Genomic DNA, 16,155 nt, shown 5'->3' with positions numbered 1-16,155 from the left:
CCTGATGGTTCAAACGCTGCTTCTGAAAAACGCCGACATGCTGGTCACCATGGACGGCGAACGCCGTGAGATTGCCGGCGGTGGCCTTTATGCCGAGGACGGTCTGATCCGGAAAGTTGGCCTGTCGGCGGACCTGCCTGAAACGGCGGACAGGGTGATCGATGCGTCCGGCCAGATCGTACTGCCCGGCTTCGTCAACACCCACCACCACCTGAACCAGACCCTGACCAGGACCCTGCCGGCGGGACAGAACAACAACCTGTTTCCCTGGCTGCAGGCTCATTACCGGATCTGGGCGAAGACGGACCCGGAAGCGTCCCGGGCCAGCAGCCTGGTCGGCCTGGCGGAGCTGGCGCTGTCGGGCTGTACCACGGTGTTCGACCACACCTATCTGTTCCAGAGCGGCAACAAGGTCGACTACCAGATCGAGGCCGCAAGGGACCTCGGCGTGCGCTTTCACGCCAGCCGCGGCTCCATGTCGCTCGGCGAAAGCAAGGGCGGTCTGCCGCCGGACGAATGCGTCGAGGACGAGGACGACATCCTGAAGGACACGGTCCGGGTCATCGACCGCTATCACGATGCCTCGAAGGGAGCGATGACCCGTGTCGTGGTCGCGCCGTGTTCGCCCTTTTCCGTGTCCGAGGATCTCCTGCGCGAAAGCGCGGCGCTCGCCCGCGACAAGGGCGTGATGCTGCACACCCATTTGTGCGAAACCCTGGATGAGGAGCGCTACACGCTGGAACGCTTCGGCAAGCGTCCGGTGGAATGGATGCAGAGCCTCGACTGGACCGGCCCGGATGTCTGGTATGCCCATGCCATTCATGTCGATGACGATGAAATCCGCCTGTTCGCTGCGACCGGGTGCGGCGCGGCCCATTGCCCCTGTTCCAACATGCGGCTGGCTTCCGGCATCGCGCCGGTCAAGAAATACCTGGCAGCAGGCGTCAAGGTAGGCCTCGGCGTTGACGGCTCTGCTTCGAATGACAGCTCGAACATGCTGGCTGAAGTTCGTCAGGCGATGCTGCTTGCCCGATTGCAGCTGGGGCTGATGCCGCCGGAAGGGCCGCGCAAGCACGCGCTCCTGCCGCCCTCTCATCCACTGAGGGCGGAAGAATGGATGACCGCGCGCGAAGCATTGGAGCTGGCAACGCTGGGGGGGGCGTCGGTGCTTGGACGCGACGACATCGGGTCTTTGGAGCCAGGGAAATGCGCCGATTTCTTCACGCTCGACCTGAACACCCTGCAATTCGCGGGTGGATTGCATGACCCGGTTGCGGCCGTTGTGTTCTGTTCGCCGCAATCCGCAAAGACAACCGTGGTGAACGGCAGGGTGATCGTCGAAGACGGGAACATCGTCACCATGGACATGGCCCCGGTGATCCGGGATCACAATCGCCTGAGCCTGGCTCTGGCAGCGGACTGACAAGGGGCAAATAGCAGCCCTGCATCAACTGTTGGTCTTCAACAGAGCCAACAATTCTCCGGTGTCTCGGCCTGGGTGACGTTGCCGCCGCTCTCGATCCAGCTGACGATGCCTTGTTCCACATTGGCGACATTGGTGAAGCCGGCCTTGTCGGCAAGATACTGAGACAGAACCTGGCTGCGCTGACCGGTCCGGCAAATGAGAACAAGTTCATCGTCCGGTCCGGAGATCAGCTTTTGCAGCTCCGCACCGAACTGCGGGTTCACCCGGCCGTTCTTGTCGAAGAAGGTCAGCAGTTGGCTGCCGGGCAGGACACCGGTCTCGCGCCATTCCTCGGGCCGGCGAATATCGACAATTGTCGCGCCAGCGGCGAGCCGGGCCTTGAGGGCATCATTGCCGAGGCTGGAGAACTTCTTCGCCTTGACCTCAAGCAGCTCGATCTCGAATTTGAGCGTCGCGTTCGGCGGAATGACGCCGCCGGCTCCTTGCGCGCCATAACCGAGTTCCGGCGGGATGATCAGTTCGCGCTTGCCGCCGACCTGCATGCCTTCGACGCCCTGTTCCCATCCCTGGATCACGCGGCGTTCGCCAAGCGTGAAGGAGAAGGGCGTGCCGCGGTCGAGGCTGGAATCGAATTTGGTGCCGTCCATCAGCCAGCCCGTGTAATGCACCACCACCGTTTCACCGACATTGGCCTCTTCGCCCGTGCCTTTTTCGATGTCCCGGATCTGAAGCTCTTCCTGCGCCGCGGCCGGTAGCGCCAGCAGCGCGGCGAGGGCCAGGCCGGCCAGCCATGTCTTGACCATATTTGTTCCACCTGATTGCGTGATATCGATTGGCGCAAAGGTCGGTGATTGCCAGCGCGATTGCAACTCAATGCTATTTGATGAGCCGATGTTCACAGGGATAAATGGAAAATGAAGCACTGTTGGGCGAGCCCTTTGGCCGCGATGCTCATGATGCCGCCTCTCACCACCGTGCCCGTATTGGCCCTGGAATTGTCCGTGCCGATTGCCTGTGACCCTGGCCGCGACTGTTTCGTACAGAATTACGTCGACATTGATCCTGGAAAAACTGTCCTGACGGTGGATTGTGGACAGGCGAGTTATGACAGTCACAAAGGCACGGATTTCCGGGTGCTCAACACCAAGGTGGAAAAGGATGTGCTTGCCGCGGCGCCGGGGCGGGTCAAGGCCCTACGCCAAGACATGCCCGACCGGTTGGTGCGCACGAAGGAAGACCGGGCGGCGGTCCGCGACAAGGAATGCGGCAACGGGCTGGTGATTATCCACGGTGATGGCTGGGAAACGCAATATTGCCATATGCGCCAAGGGACCCTGTCTGTGTCCGTCGGCGACGAGGTCGAACGGGGACAGCCTTTGGGCAAAGTCGGTTTTTCCGGCCTTGCCGCATTCCCGCATGTCCATCTTTCGGTGCGCAAAGACGGCAAGACGGTGGATCCTTTTCTTGGCACGGCCGAGAAATCAGCGGAGCGAGTGGCGGCTTGCGCGGCAACGGAGACAGCAACTCTCCCTGGCGGGAGCCTTTGGGACGGGGAGGCAAGCGGACTGCTGCAGGATGCCGGTGGCGCTCTGGTCGAGACGGGTTTTGCCGGCAAGCCGGTCAAGTCTTTGGATCTGGAAACCGACAGCAAGGTGCCCCCGGCATCCAACGCGCCGGCGCTCGTCTTTTTTGCAAGGCTGATCAACTTAAAAAAGGGCGACCGCGTCGCCTTGGAACTCGTTGGGCCTGAGGGCACAATTGCCGTTTCAGATGGAAAACCGCTGGAGAGCAACAAGGCGCAATGGGTGACCTTTGCCGGCCGCAAGACCCCGCAAGGCGGCTGGCCGAAAGGAACCTATTCCGGCGAAGCGGTGCTCTGGCGGGATGGAAACGCCCTCATGCGCCGCTCTACCCGGTTCGAACTCGACAACTGACGGCCGACAGAGCCTGAGAGGCACTATCGGGACGCCGGCTATAGGAGCGGTTTGGCGGTCATCGTATCCGGGACGTCTGCGCGCAAAAGCGCAAGCACCGTCGGCGCGATGGCGCGCTGGTCGAGCACGGCGTCGATCGGTGCCTTCACACGGTCGCAGAACGCAAAGAAGGGCACCTCCCGCAATCCCGGCTGGTCGCCACCATGATGGCCATCCGCATTCATGCCGTGGTCCGCTGTGACCAGCACATCGTAGCCGGCACCGACAAGACGCGGCACGAGGCGGGAGAGGGCGTTGTCGACCCGCCAGGCCTGCGTGCGGTATTCGGCGGAGTCGGACGTATAGAAATGCCCGAGCGTGTCGCAGCTGGAGGAATGCAGCAACAAATAGTCCGGCGCCTTCCGATGCGCGATCGCCCAGGCCTGGGCACAGAGATCGACCTCGGACGGCAGCGCGGGGTTGGCGCGACCATACCCCTCCAGCGAATAGTAGCGGGCATGGGGAACCGATGCCGAAGGGTCATCGATTTCGTTATGGTCGAACGGGTCGAAGGCAGAGCCGCCGTAAAGCGTGTGGAAATAGGAATGGGCCACAGCACCGGTGGCGCGGCCCGCCTGTTTAAGTTCTGAAAAGACATTCGGCCGGTTTGAAGGGCGGAGCGCCTCGTTGCTGGTAATGCCGTGATCGCTCGGGGCAAGGCCCGTGTGTAGCGTTTCGTAGAGCGGCGCCGATATGGTCGGCAGGCAACTGATCATTTTCCAGTGACGGGCGGTTTTGGCTTCCGTCGATGCCGTGAGGAAACCGCATTCCGCCAGGGCGGTGTCGTTGCGCAATCCATCGATGATGATGAGGCAGATCTTGCGCATGGTCAAAGGTCCCGGATCTTGCCGGCGTCGAGCGGACAGGCGAGATAGACACCGAATTCCTTGCCGATGTCGGCGCTGACAAGGGCGTGGACGGCGCTCTGGCGGTCGAGAAAACGCTGCTCGTCCTCGACCGGAAAAATGCCCTCATGCCAGATGCCCGCATGGATGTAGAGACCCCGATCGCCTTCGCACCAGAAGGCAATCACCTTGTCGGGCGTGAGGTTGTCGCCTGGAAGGGCGAGGGGAACGACGAAGGGGCGCTTGTCGAGGGGAAAGAACAGTTGGCCACCATCGGGATGATAGTTCATGTGCCAGAGCAGTACCTGCCCGCGCGGGACAGTTGGCGCATCCGTTTGCGCGTGCTGCGGGTCCGTCGACCAGCAGAGAACATATTTGCCATTCACCGCTTCGTTGACGCCATATAGAACGCCTCCTTGCCAGCTGCCCTTGAACACGCCTTCGACCCAACCGCCTTCGTCGCCGGTGCCTTCGTCGATCGGACGCCATCCCTGCTGCGGCCATCGCGTGATTTCGATCTCAAATCCGGACGGATCGTCAACCAGGCAGCCATAGCCTTTCACGGATGCATCCGTGGCGCGTACCAGCGGAACCTCATGCCAGGGCAGGGAGGGTTTCGTGCCGGCATCGAACATGTATTGCGGGGTGTTCAAGACATATCTCCCATGTGCCGGTCGACAATCCGCTGGACCATCGGCGCGAAATGCCAGAAATCCGGCGTCTCCAGGTCCGGCTGCTTGCCCGCTTCGTCGAGATAACGGACCTGAATGATCTTGTTAAGGTTTGGGTTTTTCTCGAATTCGGCGACTTCCTCGGCGCTCATCGGTCCGCCCTGCAGGTTCAGCGAGTGGACCGAGGCTTCCGACAGGCGTTTGAAATAATCGGGTTTTGTCGCGCACAGATAGCGCTTGGCGGCCACGTGATAACGCACGCAGTCGGTGATGACCGTCGGGAAAAAACGGGCCAGAACCTCGGCGCCGGCATCCTCATGGTGCCGGTCCTCGGTGTCGTTCATAGAGAACGTTCCGAATTCGGAGGTGAAGTGGCCGATATCGTGGAGCAGCGCGCCGACGATGATGTCCTCGTCGAGGCCGTTCTGTTCGGCCAGCGTCGCGCCCTGCAGCATATGCTGCGCCATGGTCACGGGCTCGCCGAGATATTCTTCATCGCCGCAGCGCTCGAAAATGTCGCCGAGAAATGCCACGATCGTGTCGCGGGTCAGTTCCGCGGAGCCGGGAGCTGTCATTCCGCGGCCTCCGGCAAATCCGCCTGCAGAGCCGCCAGCGTCGACAGCAGGCCGTCCTTGTCGGCGTAGCAACCCTGCAGCCAGCGGGTACCCGTTCCCGAATAGGCCTTGCGGGCATGGAGCACGCGCGTGTTGTCGACAATAAAACACTCGCCGGGCTCCAGCCGGAAGGTGACTTCCATTGCCGGGTCGTCGATGATTTCGCCAAGCCGCCGATAGGCCTGGTAATAGAGCTCCATCTCCTCGAAAGGCACGTCGTTGATGGCGGCGGCCGAACGGTTGTTGAAACGCACGGCGATCAGTTCGCCATCCGGGGCAAGTTCGATCATCGGCTTTCGGGATCTCAGCACGACGCCTTTTTCGCCGGCATATTCGAAGCGGGCGCAATAGCGGCTCAAAACCCGGAACCAGTCGGGGTTTTCGCCTTTGAGGCGCAGGGCTGCTGCAAAGCCGTCAACCACCATGTTCTCGCCGCCGGCCGCGGAACTTTCCAGGCAGTAGAGGACCTGAACGGTCGGCACAGGATCCCGGTAAGGATTGTCCGTGTGGGCCTGCAGTCCGAGCCCGGTGAAGGCAAGATTGGTCGGATTGACTTCGGTGCGCACCTCGAAATGGCGGCCATAGTTGGTCTCGCGCACATAACCGAACAGATCCACCACCTGCATCAGGGCCAGGTTTTCGACAGGCCCGCCGGTCAGTTTGGCAAAGCCGTAGCGCGCCAGCGACGCAAGCCAGCCGCGCTTGACACTTGCACCTCTCCGGACAGCCTCGAAGTCGGCCGAGGGCACTTGGTCGTTCAGCTGTGCAGTCCAGGTCTCCTTGCCCGGGTCCAGCCAGCCCGGTTCCGTCATGCTCGGGCGGTCGTAGCTGTTGTCGAGCAGCCAGCCCAGGTCATAGGCAACAGTCTTGTCTTCCGGTGAAAACTTGACCAGCAAAGACCCGCTGCTGACCTTTGCCTTGGTGATGCGGGTGTAGGGGTCAATGTCGCGCAGCGCGATCAGTCGCTGACCGTTTCCCGGCGACCTGGTTTCCGCGTCTGCCGCGTTGTCGCGCAGCCAGATGGCGTGAAACCGGTGGCTGTTTCCACCGATGGTCAGCGTGAGATGTTTGCCGGCATCGCTTATCGAAACGTCCGTCATGAGTCAGATCCTCAAATCCATTTGTTGAAAGCAAGGATCAAAGGTTTTATCCATTAAATCAAATTAGGTTTTGTCAGGCTGAGGGCATGATTGGCTAATGGATCAATCCAGATTTGCGAGCCTGCCGCTGGAATGGATCCGCGCCTTCGAGGCGGCGGCGCGAAATGGCAGCTTCACCGCAGCGGCGCTGGAAACCGGCGTGACCCAGTCCGCGATCAGTCAGCGGATCGACAAGCTTGAGAAGCGTCTTGGCACCCAGTTGTTTCTGCGGCAGGCGCGCAGCATCGCGCTCACCGTCGAGGGGGAGGCCTGGCTGCCGCATGTTCAGACGGCCTTTGAGAGCCTGCGGCAAAGCTCGGAAGGGCTGTTCGGGGCTGCGCGCAGCCGTCTGACGATTTCGGCCAGCACCTCGATCATCGATCTGTGGATCCTGCCGCGGCTTGCGTTTTTAACAGGCAGCGTTGAGGCACAGCTCTCCTTCCGGACCATGGTTCTGGCGAGTGACACGGGGCTGGAAGACGACATTATCCGCATCCGTTACGGCGCGGGCGAGTGGCCGGTTGCCTTCAAGACGCCGCTATACAGCGAAGAAATCAGCCCTGTTGCCGCGCCTGGTCTCCTGAAATCAGGCGCCGGGTGGACGGAACTGCCGCGTATTGCCCTTTCCGGCCCCCGGCCAGGCTGGAGCGAATGGGCAGAGCGGTTCGGCACGCCGACCACGCCGTTGCCGGTTCTGCGCTTCGATACATTCGCGCCGGCACTTGGCGCCGCGCGTGCCGGTCACGGTGTGCTGCTGGCGTCGCTTCCTCTTTGCGCTGCTGACCTGAACGCCGGTCGCCTGATGCGGGTCAGCGAGGACAGTCTGCCCTCGCATCAGACCTATTGGCTTCTAGGATCGCGGGAAGCGATCTCCCGCTCCCAATGGGACCGACTGGAAACGGCTCTCCGGGCGCCGGTCGTTTAACGTGCAGAAACTCCGTCCTCAAAACCGCTCAGGATTTGGCGAGCGGATCGGTGGCTGACCGGATGAGCTTTTCCAGAAGTGACGACAATTGCAGTTGTTCCTCGGTTGTCAGCCCTTCGACGGCCGCGTGTTGCGTGTCGATGTAATCGGGGATCTTAGACTTGATCAGATCCAGACCCTTGCCGGTCAGGCAGACGGTCAGGGCGCGGCGATCGTCCGGATGCGGGCAGCGTTCAACCAGCCCGGCCTTTTCCAGCTTGTCCACGCGTGCGGTCATTCCGCCGGAACTCATCATGGTGCTGCGGTAAAGTTCGGTCGGTGTCAGCTTGTAGGGCGGTCCGGAGCGCACCAGGGTGGCGAGCACGTCGAACTCGCCGGTCTTGAGGCCAATATCCGCATAGGCCGGCGCAAGATAGTCCCGGCTCATCACCTGTGAGGCTTCGTTCAAGCGCCCCAGCAGAACCATCGGGGCCAGCCGGTCCCTGAAATCCGGCATTTCCTTCTGCCATTGCCGCCGGGCCCGCTCGGCGCGGTCGATCAGAAGATCCTCCGGATCGCCGAACAGATTGTCCTTTGGTGCATCCCGTCCTGTCGAAGCCTTTGTCATTGTTCGCGTCCGTTCTGAGCCCGGTTTCCGAGGATCGCTGAAGCCGAGATAACTTGCTGAAATATCTGTGAATTTGGTTTATACATCATTCCCTCGATACAGAGAAATGTCAATCCTCTTCAAGAATCTTTATATCAAGTATCTTGATTTCAAGATAAATAGTGTTATCTCTTCCGGCAGAGGCGGGGCAACGTGCCGGCGCCGAAGAATTGAAGGGAAAGTCCAATGGTGGACACGGTCAGGTCCGGTGCGAACACCGATGGTGTCGGCCTTGCGTCAAGGCGGGCGATCTTTGCCGGAGGCAGCGCGGAATTGTTCCAGAAACCACCCGTTCTGTTGCTGGTGGTAGGCAGTTTTCTCGCAGTTTCGACGGTCATCGCCAAGGCCGCGCCGCTTGCAGGTTGGCACCCGCTTGCGCTTCTGCAATGGGCGATCTTCGGCGGCGCGATCGGCCTGTTCGCCATCAATCGGGCATTTGCTGGCAGCCGGCGGGTGGACACGGCACAAGGAGGCGCCGGGCGTGGCAGGTTGATCGGTTACCTGGTCATGAGCGGTCTGTTGTTCATCGCTCCGAACATGATCGCGGTGATGGCAGCGCCGGAAGTCGGCGCCGGCTTTGTCTCGCTGAGTTTTGCCTTTCCCCTTGTTCTGACCTACGCCTTCGCGGTGCTGTTGCGCATCGAACGGTTTCAGTTGCTGCGGGTCACAGGCGTGCTGTTCGGCCTGACAGGCGGACTGCTGTTGGCGGTCTCCGGCGCGGACCTGTCGGTTGAAGCGTCCTGGTGGTCGCTGGTCGCCTTGTTGATCCCGGTGTTTCTGGCGACCGGCAATATCTTCCGGACGTACTATTGGCCGGAAGGCGCGAAACCGGTCGACCTCGCGCTTGGCATGATGGCAACGGGTTTCCTGGCCCTGGCGGCGTTCAATGCTGCAATGGGAATTTCCATGGTGCCGCAGTCCTGGACGCCGATGGCAACTGGCCTTATCGCCGCACAGATCGCGATTTTCGCGGTTCAATATGGCCTTTACTTCCGGCTACAGCAGACCGCCGGTCCCGTCTATCTCAGCCAGATCGGGTCTGTTGCCGCTGTCGTCGGACTGGGCCTCGGCTATGCCGTTTTTGGTGAAGTGCCGAATGCGGCGAAACTGGCTGCGGTTGCATCGGTCGGCGCTGGGATCGTGCTGGTGTCCCTTGGTCGGCGGGGCCGTTAGGAAACAAAAAAACCTGACTGGCGCAGTTTCGCACGGACAAAGAGCGGCACTGCGCCAGAGTGGCTGGGAATTGGTTGACAGGAGCTTTGGCAGTCAGATACCAGCGGGGCATCCTTCACTGCAGCAGAGCCAGCGCATGCTTTTCGATATCAACAAGTCCCATTACAAATACAGGGAAGAATTCGACGAATTCCCAGGTATCGAAAACCACGCGGTCGAGTACACAACCTGTGTCTGCGGCGGCAATCAAGCGACCGTGGTTTCGACGACATCGCGGCACCGGAACTTCCAGCCGATTGTTGCCTGTGAAACATGTGGCACTTTGCGGGCCAATCCTTATCTCACAGCGGAAACGGCCGATTTCTATTACCGCAATGTCTATGGCAACGTGAAGCGTACCGACCGTTCGCCCGAGCAGCTGTTCCGCGAACAGCAAGCCTTGTCGATTGTGCCGTTCTTTGACGATATCCTGGGCGAGTTCGAGACAGTCCTGGATTATGGCGGCGGCGCGGGTGGCAAGACAGCCGATTTTCTCAAGGCCAGCAAGGACCTGTCGCTCTACGAGGTCGAAACCAGGTACAGCCAATACGCCTTTGAAAACGGTATCAAACCGCACGATCCTTCAGCCCGCTACGACCTGGTGATCGTTTCTCATGTGATCGAGCACATGATCGATCCGGTCCACCAGATGCGCGACATCATCGATCGGTGCTGCACCAAGGACGGCCTGCTTCTGGTGGCAACGCCGATCATTGATCGACAGCGGGCGCGCCAATGGCTTCGGCATTTCCACATCTCGCACAAATACTATTTCACCGAAGACGCGCTGATCGGCATGATGGCGTCGCTCGGATGCAGGCTGGTCAAGCAGAACAACAAGGATTCTTTCCTGTTTCGCGTCGGAGGTACTCCGGACATCGAGGCTGCGCAGCAGCACTACAGGCGCGGCGCCGAAAAGACACGGGCCGCGATAGCGCGGGAACTCCGCCCGGGCTGGAGAAGCTTTCTAAGGTCCCTGAAGTTCTGGCAGCCTCAGCCCCACAACCAGGCCGCGCCACGCACACCCGAACTGTCTCCGTGAACGGCCTTCCGGATCGGCGTCTCGAACGTGTCTGAAAAGATGTAAGGCGCCATGGCGCCGGGCAGGTCATCATACAATTCGTCGATATTCGACATGCCACCGCCGAGCACAAAAACATCCGGGTCGAGCAGGTTGGCGGACATGGCCAGCGACCGTCCGAGGCGGCTGACATAGCCCTCATAAACGGCGGTTGCGGTCTCGTCGCCAGCGCGTTTAAGTGCCATGATGTCGGGTCCCTTCAAGAACGTGCCGGTCCTTTCCTGATAGTCGGCCTGAAATCCGGTGCCTGAGCACCATTGATCGATGACACCCTTGTGACCGATCCAGCTATCGGGTCCGGGATATTCCTCCGGCTTCAGCCAGGGCACCGTGATGCCGCCCCATTCGCCGCCGATGCCGTTGGCGCCAAGGTGAGCCTTGCCGTCTATGGCAATGCCTGAGCCGCTACCGGTTCCGATGATGATGGCATGGACCACATGCGCCCCGGCACCGGCCCCGTCGGTTGCTTCAGAGACAGCCAGGCAATTGGCGTCGTTCTGGATGCGCACCGGCCGGTTCAGCACACGCTGAAGATCCTTGTCCAGCGGCTTGCCGTTCATCCAGGTGGAATTCGCGTTCTTGACGAGCCCCGTTTTGGGGGACAGCGAGCCGGGAATGCCAAAGCCTACGGTGCCGGTTGCGCCTGTTGCCTGCTCAGCCGCCTCAACCAGCTGACGGACCGCCTCCAGACAGCCTTCGTAATCTCCCTTTGGGGTGTCGCACCTTTGCCGGAACAGTTCCTCGCCCGTATCGGACAGGGCTATGACCTCGATCTTTGTTCCGCCCCAGTCAATTCCAAGTCGCATGTCAGTCCACCCGTTTCGGCAATTCGAAGGCGGCGGCCTGACCCTCGTCAAGCTCGTCGGTTTGCTTGCCGTAGCTTTTGAATTTCTTGAGAATTTCGGTCATTTCCGCACTGTCGAGAATGACCGGTTCGCCAAGCGCGAGGGCTGACAAATACTGATCCGCCAGATCCTCCACACCTTCCGCCACCGCAAGAGCCTTTTTGAGAGTTGGACCACCGGCAATCTGACCGTGATTGGCGAGAAGGCAGGCATTCCTTTCTCCAAGAGCCGCGATCATTGCTTCTGACAGCGCACGGGTTCCAAAACTGGCATAGTCCGCGCAGTCGATCCGGTCTCCGCCAGCCAGCGCGACCATGTAATGGAACGCCGGAATGCCGCGACGATGGCAGGAGAGCGCCGTTGCGCGCGGGCTGTGGCAATGGACCACCGCGCCGCAATCCGGCTTCGCCAGATAGAAATCCAGATGCATCCGCCACTCCGACGAGGGCAGGATCTCCCCCCGGTAACAGCCCTCCATATCGAGCGCCACAATCATGTCTTCCGTGAGCACTTCATAGGGCGTACCTGACGGCGTCACCAAAAAACCGGATTTGGTGCGTGCACTGACATTGCCGGATGTGCCCTTGGTCAGGCCGAGCCGGGGCAGCGCGCGGGCCGTTTCGATGATCTCTCGGCGCAGGTCGGGGGTATCATCTTCGAACGAGGACATCTTGGACTGGTCTTTCGATCTTTCGAACCGGAATTCTGCAGGCGCGGTGGAAGCGGGGCATAGATGACAGGTATCCGGTTGCGTTTTCAAGACTTTGTATCGATAAATCCCGAAAGCCCGGCCATCCGGCCGCGCGGGACGCCAGTTTAGGACACCATGGCAGGACCAGCAGACAGGTTCAGGCAACTGTTCAAATCCGGAGGGACGGGAGAGGCCGGCCGCAAGGACGGCAAGCCGGTGTCCAGGCGCTCCACGCAGCATCAGAGCGGGCCGCGATGGGCGGACCCCGATATTGAGCCGGCTCCCGGGAAACGAACCAACTCCGGGAAGCGCGGTCACGCGTCCTTTGTCACGTCCTATTACCTTTGGGGCACGCTCGCTCTGCTGGCGGCCGGTATCGCGGTTGGCGGACCTGGCATGCGCTTCTGGCCGGACGGCCGCTCGGAGGGAGCCGGGCAGGGCACCGGGTTGGCGGACCCTCTGGTCGCACTGCAGGAGGGCGCGCGCGACGTTCTGCTTGCACCAACGCCGGAACTGGCTGCCGAGCTCAAACGCAGTTTTCTGGGAAAGCCGGATGCGCTGTGCGACGAGCTGCGGGCGATCGGCTTGTCCAACCCGGGCTGGCGCAAAGCCCCTTTCAAGAAAAACCGGTGGCAATGTGCTTCCGATCTGGTCGAGCTGACGACACCGAGTGTCGACTTCGGATCGACGACCCTGTTTTTTTTGCTGCGCGGCGCCTCTGAAGACAAGATCGACTATTTGCGTCTCAAGCTGGTTGTCGAGGATCCGCGCCAGAAGCAGATTGGCCTGGATGCGGTCTGGCTGGTGATCGACGCTTTGGCGGGCCGCTACGGCTGGACCGTGCCCGATGCCTTTCGCGAGGCGGTTGCCCAGTTCAAACGCCTGGAGACAACTCATCGCGGCGTGCAATTGTCGGTCGCTCCCGAGGATCCGAAATTGACGGGCGATCCGCTTGCCAGCCAGCGGATGAATATCATCATGAATTTCGGCGAGCCGGACCTGATCCGGCCCGCCGACAGGTTTGAGCAGGCACCGCCTCTGGAAAGCGGCTGGAGTGTCAGGGACCGGAACGGTCCGGCAAAGGAATGAATTCTTCCGCGTCGCCCGGAACGGTGTCGAAGCGGCCCTGTCGCCAATCTTCCTTGGCCTGTTCGATCCGTTCTTTCGACGAAGACACGAAATTCCACCAGATGTAGCGGCGCCCATCCATCGGTTCGCCGCCCAGCACGACAAAGCGTGCAGGGACGGGTGTGGTGTTTTCGATCACCAGATGGTCACCCGGCTTAAACACCAGCAGCTGCGCCGGATCGAAGCTCTGGCCCGCGATAGTGATCTGGCCGGCGACTGTGTAAAGACCGCGCTCTTCCCACCCGGCATCAAGCGGGATCTTGGCGCCCGGTTCCAGGGTGATATCCGCATAGAACATCTCCGAAGCGGTTTTGACGGGTGCGTTGTGCCCATAGAGCTCACCGGCAATGAGTTTGACGGACGCACCCTTGTCGGTGAATTCCGGCTGCTCCTCGGTGCCGAAATGCTGAAAGCTTGGATCGCCTTCTTCCAGATGCTTCGGCAGGGCGACCCAGCTTTGCAGGCCGAACAGCGGCCGCTTTTGCTGGAGCCGTTCAGGCCGCTCCCGTTCCGAATGTACGATGCCCTTGCCAGCGCTCATCCAGTTGAGTGCGCCCGGGGCGATTGCGATCTCGGTGCCGAGACTGTCGCGGTGATACATCTCTCCCTCAAAGAGATAGGTGACGGTGGCCAGTCCGATATGCGGATGCGGGCGCACATCGATGCCGCCGCCGACAAGGAGTTCCGCAGGGCCCATCTGATCGAAAAAGATGAAAGGCCCGATCATGCGCCGCTTGGCGGAGGGCAGGGCACGGCGTACGGAAAAGCCGCCGAGATCCGAAGTTCGGGGAACAACAATCGTGTCGATCGGATCGCAACTCGCCGCGTTGCCTGCTACGGGATCGGGGCAGTTCAGCCAGCTCATGGTCCTCTCCTTGGCATGATGTCGTGTCTGCTTCGACTAGATAGGGCTGCAGATGCGAAAGTGTCCATTGAACAGTCTGTTTCCGGCTTTTCTTCTGAACCGGAACGTGTATAACCGCGAGCCCTCCCTTCCTTCTCCAAGGTGTGCCATGAAACGCGTCATGATCGTCGGCGGTCCCGGCTCGGGCAAAAGCATGCTCGCGACCGCGCTGGGCGAGACAACCGGTCTGCCCGTCTTTCACATGGACAAGATCCACTACCGGCCGGGCTGGGTTGAACGCCCCAGGGCCGAAAAAGACCGGCTGACCCATGAAGTCCATATCCAGGACCGTTGGATCTTTGAAGGTGGCCATTCCAGCACTTACGCCGAACGGATCGCGCGTGCGGATACGTTCATCTGGCTTGATGTGCCGGTGGGACTGCGCATCGCCCGCGTCCTCAAGAGGTCCGTGCGTTACTACGGACGTAGCCGCCCGGATCTGCCCGAAGGCTGCCCGGAACGCTTTAACTGGCAGACCGCCGAGTTTCTCCGGTTCATCTGGCGGACGCGTCATTCCGCGCGGGCCAAGCTCGATGCGGTCTATCAGGCGCCGCCCGCCCATCTCACCGCACACCGGCTGACAAGTCTAGCCGAGGTTAGAGCGTTCCTGGCAGAGCTGGGTAAGACATCGCTCTCTTGACAGGAGTGCCTTCACGGCGGCACAAGGAAACTTCCACCCGGGGTGTCCCGACAAGGGGCTGAGATACTGCTGGCGCGCCCGCGCAAGCGCAGGGACCCGACGAACCTGATCCAGGTCATGCTGGCGAAGGGAGGGTGCCTATCGGGAGTGCTTGGATCCAAACGGAACCCGCCCCAATCAGCTCTTTCTTCCGCACTGACCGCCCTGGCAGCAAGCTTTTCCAAGGCTTGCCGGAGGTCCTTGTTGGCGCAGACACCGCATGTCGAAATAAGGGGAGCTGGCGTCGCCGGGCTTGCGCTCGCGTATCAACTCGTGGAGCGCGGGGCCAAGGTGACCCTGGTCGAAGCGGGCCGCGATCTTACCGGTAGCGCGTCCTGGCTGGCAGGCGGCATGCTGGCACCCTGGTGCGAGCGGGAAAATGCCGAGGAGGAAGTCCTGCTCCATGGCCGTGGCGCCATCGACTGGTGGGAAAGGGCGCTGCCCGGTTTGGTCAAGCGCAAGGGCACCCTGGTGGTCGCCTCACCAAGGGATGCAAAGGAAATTGACCGGTTCGCAGCCCGCACGAGTGGCTATCGGCGAGTGGCGCGAGAAGAGATTACCGTCCTCGAGCCGGATCTTGCTGGACGCTTTGCCAAAGCATTGTTCTTCGAGGGCGAGGCGCATCTCGATCCGCGTACCGCGCTGACGGGACTGCTCGAAAAGCTGGTCGCTACAGGTGTCCGGTATCTGTGCGACGGCACCCAATCCCGGGACCATGCGGATGTGATCGCCGACTGCACCGGCATGGCCGCAAGAGAACCGGATCTGAGGCCGGTGCGCGGCGAAATGCTGTTGCTTCACGCTCCGGAGGTCACGCTGTCCCGACCGGTTCGCTTTCTGCATCCCCGCATTCCGGTCTATGTGGTGCCGAGGGACAAGCATCACTTCATGGTCGGTGCGACCATGATCGAAAGCGCCGACAACGGCCCCGTCACCGTGCGCTCGACCATGGAGCTGCTCAACGCGGCTTACAGTCTCCATCCGGGATTTGCGGAAGCCAGGATCATTGAAACCGGCGCAGGGCTGCGCCCGGCCTATGCGGACAACCTGCCGCGGGTTCGGCGCAAAGGAATTACCGTTTCCGTGAATGGCTTTTACCGGCACGGCTTTCTTCTGGCCCCTCATTATGCCGGGCAAGCCACCGACCTCATTCTTACACAAGCTCAGGAGAGGGCTCATGAAGCTCATCATTAACGGCGAGTCCCAGGAGGTGACGAGCGCAACCCTGGCGCTGCTGCTGGAAGAACTGGCTTACGACCATGACTTCCTGGCGACGGCCCGGAACGGTGATCTCGTGACGGCTGAAGACCGTTCGGCCTGCCAGCTTCAGTCGGGAGACCGGATCGAGATCCTGTCGCCCATGCAGGGAGGTTGAG

The 16,155-nt window shown here is 61.1% G+C and carries 18 protein-coding genes and 1 riboswitch; of the genes, 9 read left to right on the top strand and 9 right to left on the bottom strand.

Features of this window, described 5'->3' with window-relative positions; translation table 11 throughout:
• Positions 1 to 4: 4 nt before the first annotated feature.
• Positions 5 to 1,423, top strand: coding sequence for an 8-oxoguanine deaminase (locus M0H32_RS21575; protein ID WP_248157542.1), 1,419 nt, complete (start codon positions 5 to 7; stop codon positions 1,421 to 1,423).
• A 38-nt stretch (positions 1,424 to 1,461) separates the two neighbouring features.
• Here M0H32_RS21575 and M0H32_RS21570 read toward each other — a convergent pair whose 3' ends face one another.
• The gene (locus M0H32_RS21570; RefSeq protein ID WP_248157539.1) at positions 1,462 to 2,229 is read right to left on the bottom strand and encodes an FKBP-type peptidyl-prolyl cis-trans isomerase; all 768 of its coding nucleotides are present in this window, start codon (positions 2,227 to 2,229) and stop codon (positions 1,462 to 1,464) included.
• Between the two features lie 150 nt (positions 2,230 to 2,379).
• Between M0H32_RS21570 and M0H32_RS21565 the strand changes: the two genes are divergently transcribed.
• The gene (locus M0H32_RS21565; RefSeq protein ID WP_248157537.1) at positions 2,380 to 3,360 is read left to right on the top strand and encodes a M23 family metallopeptidase; all 981 of its coding nucleotides are present in this window, start codon (positions 2,380 to 2,382) and stop codon (positions 3,358 to 3,360) included.
• A gap of 38 nt (positions 3,361 to 3,398) precedes the next feature.
• Here the strand turns inward: M0H32_RS21565 and M0H32_RS21560 are convergent, their stop codons facing one another.
• From M0H32_RS21560 to tmpA, 4 genes are read right to left on the bottom strand one after another with little or no spacing between them, the layout of a single operon-like run.
• Positions 3,399 to 4,226 carry an alkaline phosphatase family protein gene (locus M0H32_RS21560; RefSeq protein WP_248157535.1) on the bottom strand — a complete coding sequence of 276 codons (828 nt, stop codon included), beginning with the start codon at positions 4,224 to 4,226 and terminating at the stop codon, positions 3,399 to 3,401.
• A 2-nt stretch (positions 4,227 to 4,228) separates the two neighbouring features.
• Positions 4,229 to 4,897, bottom strand: coding sequence for an ureidoglycolate lyase (locus tag M0H32_RS21555; protein ID WP_248157533.1), 669 nt, complete (start codon positions 4,895 to 4,897; stop codon positions 4,229 to 4,231).
• Positions 4,894 to 5,490: a (R)-1-hydroxy-2-trimethylaminoethylphosphonate oxygenase gene (tmpB, locus tag M0H32_RS21550; protein ID WP_248157531.1), complete on the bottom strand. Its 597-nt coding sequence runs from the start codon at positions 5,488 to 5,490 to the stop codon at positions 4,894 to 4,896. Before tmpB ends, M0H32_RS21555 begins: the two co-directional genes overlap by 4 nt.
• Positions 5,487 to 6,629 (bottom strand): 2-trimethylaminoethylphosphonate dioxygenase, encoded by a 1,143-nt coding sequence (tmpA, locus tag M0H32_RS21545; RefSeq protein ID WP_248157528.1) that lies wholly within the window; start codon positions 6,627 to 6,629, stop codon positions 5,487 to 5,489. The genes tmpB and tmpA overlap by 4 nt, the downstream gene beginning before the upstream one ends.
• A 97-nt stretch (positions 6,630 to 6,726) precedes the next feature.
• On the opposite strand from tmpA, the gene M0H32_RS21540 reads away from it, so the two are divergent.
• Positions 6,727 to 7,593 (top strand): LysR family transcriptional regulator, encoded by an 867-nt coding sequence (locus tag M0H32_RS21540; protein WP_248157526.1) that lies wholly within the window; start codon positions 6,727 to 6,729, stop codon positions 7,591 to 7,593.
• A 28-nt stretch (positions 7,594 to 7,621) separates the two neighbouring features.
• Here M0H32_RS21540 and M0H32_RS21535 read toward each other — a convergent pair whose 3' ends face one another.
• Positions 7,622 to 8,200, bottom strand: coding sequence for a MarR family winged helix-turn-helix transcriptional regulator (locus tag M0H32_RS21535; RefSeq protein WP_248157524.1), 579 nt, complete (start codon positions 8,198 to 8,200; stop codon positions 7,622 to 7,624).
• A gap of 225 nt (positions 8,201 to 8,425) precedes the next feature.
• On the opposite strand from M0H32_RS21535, the gene M0H32_RS21530 reads away from it, so the two are divergent.
• Entirely contained in the window at positions 8,426 to 9,412 is a 987-nt protein-coding gene (locus M0H32_RS21530; RefSeq protein WP_248157522.1) for a DMT family transporter, read from the top strand.
• A gap of 136 nt (positions 9,413 to 9,548) precedes the next feature.
• The gene (locus M0H32_RS21525) at positions 9,549 to 10,493 is read left to right on the top strand and encodes a class I SAM-dependent methyltransferase (protein WP_248157520.1); all 945 of its coding nucleotides are present in this window, start codon (positions 9,549 to 9,551) and stop codon (positions 10,491 to 10,493) included.
• Here M0H32_RS21525 and M0H32_RS21520 read toward each other — a convergent pair.
• Both M0H32_RS21520 and M0H32_RS21515 read right to left on the bottom strand, forming a co-directional pair.
• On the bottom strand, positions 10,445 to 11,338 hold the full coding sequence (locus tag M0H32_RS21520) for an ROK family protein (protein ID WP_248157518.1): 894 nt from the start codon (positions 11,336 to 11,338) through the stop codon (positions 10,445 to 10,447). The two genes, M0H32_RS21525 and M0H32_RS21520, sit on opposite strands and share 49 nt — an antisense overlap.
• A gap of 1 nt (position 11,339) precedes the next feature.
• Positions 11,340 to 12,047 carry a class II aldolase/adducin family protein gene (locus M0H32_RS21515; RefSeq protein WP_248157516.1) on the bottom strand — a complete coding sequence of 236 codons (708 nt, stop codon included), beginning with the start codon at positions 12,045 to 12,047 and terminating at the stop codon, positions 11,340 to 11,342.
• 156 nt (positions 12,048 to 12,203) lie between these two features.
• On the opposite strand from M0H32_RS21515, the gene M0H32_RS21510 reads away from it, so the two are divergent.
• On the top strand, positions 12,204 to 13,157 hold the full coding sequence (locus tag M0H32_RS21510) for a DUF6030 family protein (protein WP_248157514.1): 954 nt from the start codon (positions 12,204 to 12,206) through the stop codon (positions 13,155 to 13,157).
• Here M0H32_RS21510 and M0H32_RS21505 read toward each other — a convergent pair.
• On the bottom strand, positions 13,126 to 14,061 hold the full coding sequence (locus M0H32_RS21505; RefSeq protein WP_248157512.1) for a pirin family protein: 936 nt from the start codon (positions 14,059 to 14,061) through the stop codon (positions 13,126 to 13,128). The two genes, M0H32_RS21510 and M0H32_RS21505, sit on opposite strands and share 32 nt — an antisense overlap.
• Positions 14,062 to 14,209: 148 nt before the next feature.
• Between M0H32_RS21505 and M0H32_RS21500 the strand changes: the two genes are divergently transcribed.
• From M0H32_RS21500 to thiS, 3 genes are all read left to right on the top strand, one after another.
• On the top strand, positions 14,210 to 14,740 hold the full coding sequence (locus tag M0H32_RS21500) for a P-loop NTPase family protein (RefSeq protein ID WP_248157510.1): 531 nt from the start codon (positions 14,210 to 14,212) through the stop codon (positions 14,738 to 14,740).
• 28 nt (positions 14,741 to 14,768) lie between these two features.
• Positions 14,769 to 14,890, top strand: a riboswitch (TPP riboswitch).
• Positions 14,891 to 14,983: 93 nt separating this feature from the next.
• Positions 14,984 to 15,973 carry a glycine oxidase ThiO gene (gene thiO / locus M0H32_RS21495; RefSeq protein WP_248157509.1) on the top strand — a complete coding sequence of 330 codons (990 nt, stop codon included), beginning with the start codon at positions 14,984 to 14,986 and terminating at the stop codon, positions 15,971 to 15,973.
• Positions 15,957 to 16,154 (top strand): sulfur carrier protein ThiS, encoded by a 198-nt coding sequence (thiS, locus tag M0H32_RS21490; protein ID WP_248157508.1) that lies wholly within the window; start codon positions 15,957 to 15,959, stop codon positions 16,152 to 16,154. Before thiO ends, thiS begins: the two co-directional genes overlap by 17 nt.
• Position 16,155: the final 1 nt, after the last annotated feature.

The organism is Roseibium sediminicola (genome assembly GCF_023156505.1).
GTDB classification, from domain to species: domain Bacteria; phylum Pseudomonadota; class Alphaproteobacteria; order Rhizobiales; family Stappiaceae; genus Roseibium; species Roseibium sediminicola.
This window is presented reverse-complemented; position numbering and strand designations above follow the sequence as displayed.